This window comes from Sphingomonas sp. (assembly GCF_040398505.1).
In the GTDB taxonomy this organism is placed as follows: Bacteria; Pseudomonadota; Alphaproteobacteria; order Sphingomonadales; family Sphingomonadaceae; genus Sphingomonas.
This window is the reverse complement of the sequence record NZ_JBBATX010000114.1, coordinates 1-7,325: the sequence shown is the minus strand read 5'-3', so window position 1 is coordinate 7,325 and position 7,325 is coordinate 1. Positions and strand designations below refer to the sequence as shown.

The 7,325-nt window shown below is 66.5% G+C and carries 10 protein-coding genes; 4 read left to right on the top strand and 6 right to left on the bottom strand.

Translation table 11 applies throughout. The annotated features are described in order from the left end of the window. Positions 1 to 9 precede the first annotated feature (9 nt). Complete coding sequence (gene gntA / locus ABWP09_RS12280) at positions 10 to 717, top strand: guanitoxin biosynthesis heme-dependent pre-guanitoxin N-hydroxylase GntA (protein ID WP_353205418.1); 708 nt, start codon at positions 10 to 12, stop codon at positions 715 to 717. Continuing rightward, positions 684 to 1,301: a DUF1989 domain-containing protein gene (locus ABWP09_RS12275; protein WP_353205417.1), complete on the top strand. Its 618-nt coding sequence runs from the start codon at positions 684 to 686 to the stop codon at positions 1,299 to 1,301. The genes gntA and ABWP09_RS12275 overlap by 34 nt, the downstream gene beginning before the upstream one ends. A 130-nt stretch (positions 1,302 to 1,431) precedes the next feature. Here ABWP09_RS12275 and ABWP09_RS12270 read toward each other — a convergent pair whose 3' ends face one another. Genes ABWP09_RS12270 through ABWP09_RS12255 form a run of 4 tightly spaced genes read right to left on the bottom strand, consistent with a single transcriptional unit; the run spans position 1,432 to position 4,304 of the window. After that, positions 1,432 to 2,844 carry a coniferyl aldehyde dehydrogenase gene (locus ABWP09_RS12270; protein ID WP_353205416.1) on the bottom strand — a complete coding sequence of 471 codons (1,413 nt, stop codon included), beginning with the start codon at positions 2,842 to 2,844 and terminating at the stop codon, positions 1,432 to 1,434. Further along, the gene (locus tag ABWP09_RS12265; protein ID WP_353205415.1) at positions 2,841 to 3,293 is read right to left on the bottom strand and encodes a hypothetical protein; all 453 of its coding nucleotides are present in this window, start codon (positions 3,291 to 3,293) and stop codon (positions 2,841 to 2,843) included. The genes ABWP09_RS12270 and ABWP09_RS12265 overlap by 4 nt, the downstream gene beginning before the upstream one ends. After that, positions 3,290 to 4,045: a prepilin peptidase gene (locus tag ABWP09_RS12260; RefSeq protein ID WP_353205414.1), complete on the bottom strand. Its 756-nt coding sequence runs from the start codon at positions 4,043 to 4,045 to the stop codon at positions 3,290 to 3,292. The genes ABWP09_RS12265 and ABWP09_RS12260 overlap by 4 nt, the downstream gene beginning before the upstream one ends. A gap of 4 nt (positions 4,046 to 4,049) precedes the next feature. Continuing rightward, positions 4,050 to 4,304 carry a hypothetical protein gene (locus ABWP09_RS12255; protein ID WP_353205413.1) on the bottom strand — a complete coding sequence of 85 codons (255 nt, stop codon included), beginning with the start codon at positions 4,302 to 4,304 and terminating at the stop codon, positions 4,050 to 4,052. Positions 4,305 to 4,380: 76 nt separating this feature from the next. Here ABWP09_RS12255 and ABWP09_RS12250 point away from each other — a divergent pair, with 76 nt between their 5' ends. Beyond that, positions 4,381 to 5,568, top strand: a complete 1,188-nt coding sequence (locus tag ABWP09_RS12250; RefSeq protein ID WP_353205412.1) for an acetyl-CoA C-acyltransferase — start codon at positions 4,381 to 4,383, stop codon at positions 5,566 to 5,568. A 192-nt stretch (positions 5,569 to 5,760) separates the two neighbouring features. Here the strand turns inward: ABWP09_RS12250 and ABWP09_RS12245 are convergent, their stop codons facing one another. Next, a complete protein-coding gene (locus ABWP09_RS12245) occupies positions 5,761 to 6,237 on the bottom strand; it encodes a GNAT family N-acetyltransferase (protein ID WP_353205411.1) in 477 nt (158 codons plus the stop codon). Then, positions 6,234 to 6,725 carry an SH3 domain-containing protein gene (locus ABWP09_RS12240; RefSeq protein ID WP_353205410.1) on the bottom strand — a complete coding sequence of 164 codons (492 nt, stop codon included), beginning with the start codon at positions 6,723 to 6,725 and terminating at the stop codon, positions 6,234 to 6,236. Before ABWP09_RS12240 ends, ABWP09_RS12245 begins: the two co-directional genes overlap by 4 nt. 97 nt (positions 6,726 to 6,822) lie before the next feature. Between ABWP09_RS12240 and ABWP09_RS12235 the strand changes: the two genes are divergently transcribed. Next, the coding region (locus ABWP09_RS12235) for an NAD(P)-dependent oxidoreductase (protein ID WP_353205409.1) at positions 6,823 to 7,325 on the top strand (503 nt) is incomplete at its 3' end.

Sequence of the window (7,325 nt, the reverse complement as noted above, 5' to 3'; positions counted from 1 at the left end):
TTATCCGGCATGCCAACGCCATCGACCCCCATGTTCCGCTGGCGTCACCGCGCGCAGGGTGATTTCCAGGCCTTGCTCGACGCGCATGTCGCGGCGGCGGATTTCCCGTGTGTCGGGGCCAAGGCCGCGCTTGCCAAGGGAACGCTCTCGGTGCTCGCGTGCGACCGGATCGACAGCGCGTGGGACGATCTGCGCATCCATGACGGTCTGCTCAACTTCGCCGCCGACTATCGCGCCGACCCCGGCCTGTTCCGCAGCTTCGCGGTCATCTTCGGCGGCCCCGACGATCTGAGCGAAGAGGCGTTCGAGGCCGCGCTGTGGCAGCGCGCCCAGTCGCTGTCCGACAAGGATCATTGGCGCGGCCAGGGTTATGATGCCGGCGTCAGCGCCGATCCCGACAGCCCGCATTTCTCGCTGAGCTTTGGCGGCGAGGCGTTCTTCATCGTCGGCCTCCACCCGCGCGCCAGCCGCCCGGCGCGCCGTTTCGCGCAGCCAACGATGGTGTTCAACCTCCACGACCAGTTCGAAACGCTCCGCTCGCAGGGTCGCTACGAAGGCCTGCGTGAAAAAATCCTCGTCCGCGACGAGGCGCTCGCCGGATCACGCAACCCGATGCTCGCGCGCCACGGCGAGGCAAGCGAGGCGCGCCAATATAGCGGCCGCGCGGTCGAGGACGGCTGGAAATGCCCTTTCTCTTACGCCGGGAAACCCGATTGAGCGACACCATCGAAATCCCCGAGCGCAGCGGGACCGCCTTCCGGCTCGCGGCGGGCGAAACGCTGACCGTGATCGATCCACGCGGCGTGCAGGTGGCGGATTTGCTGGCGTTCAACGCCGATGATCTCGCAGAGCTGATCTCGTCAGGCCGGTCGCTCGATTATGCCGAGACGATCTTCCTGACCAAGGGCCACATCCTCTATTCGAACCGCTCAAGACCGATGCTGTCGATTATTGCCGATACGGTCGGGCGACACGATTTCCTGCTGACGCCGTGTTCGTACGACACCTTCCACCATTTCTACCCCGATTTGCCGCCGCATCGCGGCTGTTTCGGCAATCTCGCGGCGGCGCTAAAACCCTATGGCATCGCGCCGGATGCGATCCCGACCGCGTTCAACTGCTTCATGAACGTCGCCGTCGACGGCACCACCGGCATCCTGTCGGTCCTCCCCCCGATCAGCCGCGCAGGCGATCACATCGTGTTTCGGGCGGAGATGGATCTGATCATCGGCCTGACGGCGTGCTCGGCCCCGGCGAGCAATGGCGGGAGCTTCAAGCCGATCCACTATCGGGTCGATTGAACGAAGCGTCTGCTTTCAGCGCCACCCCGGCGAAGGCCGGGACCCAGTCGAGATGGCCGAGGTAATGAGGGCACCAGCCAATAAATGTAGTTCCGCGACTGGGCCCCGGCCTTCGCCGGGGTGGAAGAAGCTACTTCATCTGCCGCCTAACACTCGCCAGCGTCGCCTTGCCATAAGGCGGCTTCAGCCCCGCAAGCTTCGCCACGTCGAGCTTGGCTTGCTTGTACACCGCTTTGGCATGGCTGAAGGTCTTGAAGCCATCGGTGCCGTGATAGGATCCCATCCCCGATGGCCCGATCCCGCCGAACGGCAGCTCCTCCATCGAGACGTGGAACACCACATCGTCGAGCGTCACCCCGCCCGAAATCGTCCGGTCGAGCACGCGCCGCCGCTCGGCCTCGTCGGGCCCGAAATAATAGAGCCCGAGCGGCCGGTCGCGGCGGTTGACCTCCGAAATCGCGTCGTCGATCGCGCGATAGCTGCGCACCGGCAGGATCGGCCCGAACAATTCCTCCTGCATCACGATCATGTCATCGGTCGCATTCCGCACGATGTGCAGCGGCATTTTCCGCGCGTTTGATCCGGCGAACTCCTCCCCGCCGGGATTGACCACCTCGACCGTCGCGCCCTTGGCGCGCGCATCCTCGACCCAGTCGGTCAGGCGCTGATGATGCCGGTCGTTGATGATCGCGGTATAATCGGGGTTGGCGAGCAAGGTCGGGTACATTGCCGACACCGCCGCCTTGATCCCGTCGACCACCGCTTGTTCCTGCGCTTCGGGCACCAGCATATAATCGGGCGCGAGGCAGATTTGCCCGGCATTGAGCATCTTGCCGATCGCGACGCGCTCGGTCGTCTTGGCGATATCGGCCCCCTTGCCGACGATCACCGGCGACTTGCCGCCGAGTTCCAGCGTAACCGGCGTGAGATTATCGGCGGCGGCATGCAGGATATGCCGCCCGATCCCGGTCGCGCCGGTGAAGATCAAATGATCAAACGCCAGCTCCGAGAACGCCTTGCCGATATCCGCGCCGCCGCTGAAGAAAGCGAGCTCATCGGTCGGAAAATATTTGGGACAGACTTCTTCGAACAAAGCCGCCGTCCGCGCGGTGAATTCGCTCGTCTTGACCATCACGCGGTTGCCCGCCGCGAACGCGCCCGCGACTGGCCCCATCACCAGATTGACCGGGAAATTCCACGGCGCAATCACCCCGACCACACCCTTGGGCTGATACTCGACCCACGCCCGCGCGCCGAGCAAGCCGAGCGGGAATTGCACCGCGCGCGTGTCGCGCCGCATCCATTTTTCGACCGATTTCAGCGCGTGTTTGAGCGGCGCGATCGAGGACGCTATATCGGTCAGCATCGATTGTTCGCGGCTGCGGTGGCCAAAATCCTCGCTCAGCGCGTCGCAAAAGGCAGCGGCATTGTCGCCAATCATCGCGACCGCGCGGTTCAACCGGTCTTTGCGCGCGGCCAGCGAAACCGGCAATTCTTCCATAAAGTGTGCGCGTTGCAGCGCCAGAACATCCTGCATCGTCATGCCGCGCATCCTATCATCCCCGCGACCGGCACCACGAGGCTGTCCTGCCCCGCCCGGTCGATTTGCAAAATACCCTCGGGCACCATTGCCCCACCGCTGAGCGAGCCCCGCGTTTCGATCTTGAGCGTTAGTTTGGCGGCCATGCTGCCGCCGCCATAATCATTCGTTTCGGCAAAGCCGAACCCGCCAGTACCGACTTGTCCGCTGCGTTCAAGATCGACGATCGTCCCCGCGATCGACAGCCGCAACCGCGCGGGGTCCGCCTGCGCCATCGCCACCAGCGCGCGCGTCCCGCTCGCGGTCCACAGAAAGGCAGCGCAGCCCCGCTCCGGCAGGTCCTGGCGGGGAATCGCGCCAATCGGCAAGCCGTCGATCGACGCGGTTGGTGCCGCCGGCGCAGCCTGCGGTGCCGCTTGGGCGAGGGCGGCGAGAAAGAGGAGAACGCTCATGCCATCGGTCCTAACAGGAACAGCCACGCCGGGTAAGCGGCGATCGCGAGCAGCGCCCCGAACGGCTTCGCATCGGTCAGCGCCGTGCTTTTGCCCGTCGCCATCCCGACCAGCACGAGCGCGAGGCCGGTGAGCGCCGCGAGGAACACCACCACCGGCAGGATCTGCCATCCCAGCCACAATCCGATCGCGCCGAGCATCTTGGGGTCACCCCCGCCCAGCCCGTCGCGCTTGCGCAGCAGGCGATAGCCTTCGCCAATCAGCCACAAGACGGCAAAACCCCCTGCCCCGCCGATCAGCCGATCCTGCACCGACGGCTCGACCCCAAGCCATCCGGTGGCCAACCCGCCGACCGCCAGCGTCGTCGTCACCACGTTCGGCAGCACAAAATACGCCAGATCGAGCGCCGCGAGCGTCAGCAGCAACCAGCCGAACACCGCGCCCGCCAACCCGACCGGCCCCGGCACCGCGATCCCGGCGAGGACGCCGACAAAGACGCAGCCAAGCTCGATCTGCCAATGCCGCGCATCAATCCGCGCGCCGCACATCCGGCAGCGCCCGCGCGCCACGGCGGCGCTCAGCAACGGGATCAGGTCGCGCGCGCGGAGCGGCGCGTGACACGCATCGCACTGCGACCGCCCGCGCAGCACCGACCGTTCCTCGCCCCAGCGCACAACCAGCGTCGCGAGAAAGCTCCCGATCACCGCGCCGAGCACGCCGAGCAGCACCGGCCACCCCATAGCAGTCATCATCAGCTCAGCCATTCGAGGCCTTGCGAATGAGGTAGCGATACGCCCCATACAGATCGATCACGAGCAGCACGGCGTTCTGCGTGCCGAGTGCGAAGTCTCTGGTCAACACCGCACCCCCCATCCATGCCACCGCCGATACCGCGAACAACACCAGCCCCCAGCCGGTCAGCCGCCGCCCGCGATCGAGCGACACCATCGTCGCGGCGGCGATGCCGCCGCCCGACGCCGCCCATTTCATCCCGGTGGTCAGCGTGTCCATTGCGATCTCCGCAGCGTTTGTAAATCCGGGAGCGGAAGCCTAGATCGCGCCTACAAGTTCCACCGGAGCCAAAACCATGTCCAGCGATCCCATCGTCATCGTCTCTTATGCCCGCACCCCGATCGGGTCGTTTCAGGGCGCGCTGACCGGCGCGACCGCGACCGAGCTGGGTGCGGCGGCGGTTGGCGGTGTGGTCGCGCGCGCGGGCGTGTCGGGCGATGCGATCGAGCGGATCTATATGGGCTGCGTCCTCCCCGCCGGGCTCGGTCAGGCCCCGGCGCGCCAGGCCGCGCTCAAGGCCGGCCTGCCCGATCATATCGAGGCGACGACCGTCAACAAAATGTGCGGCAGCGGCATGATGGCGACGATGCTCGCCGCCGATGCGCTCGCCGCCGGATCGGTCGATCTGCTGATCGCGGGCGGGATGGAGAGCATGACCAACGCGCCCTATCTGTCGCTGCGCCACCGTGGCGGCGCGCGGATCGGGCATGATGTGCTGAAAGATCACATGTATCTCGACGGGCTCGAAGACGCCTACGAACCCGGCAAGTTGATGGGCAATTTCGCCGAGGATACCGCCGCGGTCTATCAATTCACGCGCGCCCAGATGGACGATTACGCAATCGAATCGCTCCACCGCGCGCGCCGCGCGCAGGAATCGGGCGCGTTCGACCGCGAAATCGTCGGCGTCGCGGTCGCGGGGCGCAAGGGCCCGACCACCGTCCTGCTCGACGAACAACCCGCCCGCGGCGATGTCGCCAAAATCCCGACGCTCAAGCCCGCTTTCTCAAAGGACGGCGCGATCACCGCCGCCAACGCCTCGTCGATCTCGGACGGCGCCGCCGCCTTGGTGATGACGCGCGCGAGCGTGGCCGAGAAGCTCGGCCTCACCCCCATCGCGCGGATCGTGGCGCAGGCCGCGCACGCGCACGCGCCGTCGCTCTTCACCACCGCACCGGTGTTCGCGATACGCAAGGCGCTCGAACGTGCCGGCTGGTCGGCCAAGGATGTCGATCTGTTCGAGATCAACGAAGCCTTCGCCGTCGTCGCGATGATCGCGATGCGCGACCTCGATATCGCGCACGACCGCATCAACGTGAATGGCGGTGCCTGCGCGCTCGGCCATCCGATCGGCGCGAGCGGCGCACGCATCCTCGCGACCCTGCTCTCGGCGCTGGAGGCGCACGGCCAAAAGCGCGGGATCGCGTCGCTGTGCATCGGCGGCGGCGAAGCGACCGCGGTCGCGGTAGAATTGATGCACTGAGTTTCAGAAAAAGAAGGTTGGTTCGCGCAGAGGCGCGGAGGCGCGGAGGCGCGGAGGGGTTGCGCTTGCGGAGCGGCCGGGAGACACAACGAACGTCTGTCCTGAGGCGCGCGAAAGGTAAGGGCGAACCAACCTTCTTCTTCTTCTCCGCGCCTCCGCGCCTCCGCGCGAACCAACCTTCTGCTCTTCGCCTCAAATCACGAGCGAATAATACCGGCTAAACGCCGTATCCGAATACCCAGCAAACGCCCCACACGCCACAAACCCGGCCGCCGCATACAAGGCGCGCGCAGGCGCAAAGGGCGCGTTCGACCCCGTCTCCAGACTCACCCGCCGATATCCCCGCGCCCGCGCCTCGGCGATCAGATGCTCGAGCATCGCCCGCGCCACGCCGCGCCGCACATGGCCCGGTGCCGTCCGCATCGATTTCAGCTCGCCATGTTCGGCATCGAGCTGCTTGAGCGCCCCCATCCCGAGCAGCGCCTCCCCCTCCCACAGCGTCCACAGCGTCACGTCGGCCGCGCGCAACCCGCTCAGATCGAGCGCGAACACCGCCCCCGGCGGCGAATTGTCGAACGCCGCGCGCACATGCAACTCGATCAGTGCCACCACGTGCGGGTGCGACAGATCGTCACGCACGATCCGCCAACCCGGCGCAATCGCGCTCAATTGAGCACTTCGCCCGGCTCGACCCCCCACAGCCGCACCGCCTCGATATAGCCGCCGCGCCCGCGCGCATCGAAATAGCACCAGCCGCGCGCGCAGCGACTCAGCCGCCCGACCACGCCCGGTGCCACGCGCCAGCGGACGCGCCCGCCGTCGCGCGGCGAATCGCGCAGCTCGGCGACTGTGCCCATCACCAGCCCGGTGCGCGTTTCGCTGAGCAACGCTCCCATCATCCAGCCCTGAATACCGCCCGGATCCTCGACCTTGTACCACGCGCCATGATCGTAAATATCGAGCACCTTCACCGGCAGATCGGCGCGCTGATACAGCCAGCTCGACGGATAGCTGCGCCCCGGCCCGGTCCGCATCCGCGCCTTGCCCGCCGCGATCGAGCCGAAATACGGCGTCTTCTTGTTCACCAGCGCGGCAAAGGACGGGACGGCCAGCGCCACGATCGTCACCGCCAGGATCATCCGGCCTGCACTGCGCATACTCAACCCCTGTGAATTACCCGGCCTTCCTACCGTGCTTGCCCCACCCGCTTCAACACCCGTTGACGCAGGCAAACGCCTCCGCCAAGCCTATGCGATGCCCGAAACGAGACGCGTCCCGAACCCAAAGATTGTGGTCACCCGCGAATTGCCCGACGCGGTGATGGACCGGATGGAGCAATTGTTCGACGCGACGATCCATCGCGGCCCGACCGGCCTGACCCGCGATCAGCTCGCCACCGCGATGGCCGACTGCGACGTGCTCGTCCCCACCGTCACCGACGAGATCGACGCCGATCTGATCGCCAACGCCGGCCCCAACCTCAAGCTGATCGCCAATTTCGGCGCGGGCGTGAACCATATCGCGCTCAAGGCCGCCCGCGCACGCGGCATCATCGTCACCAACACCCCCGGCGTGCTGACCGAGGATACCGCCGACATGACGATGGCGCTGATCCTTTCGGTCCCGCGCCGCCTCGCCGAGGGCGAGAAGCTCGTCCGCTCGGGCGAATGGAAGGGCTGGAGCCCCGGCGGGATGCTCGGCCACCGCATCGGCGGCAAGGCGCTCGGCATTATCGGCATGGGGCGGATCGGCCAGGC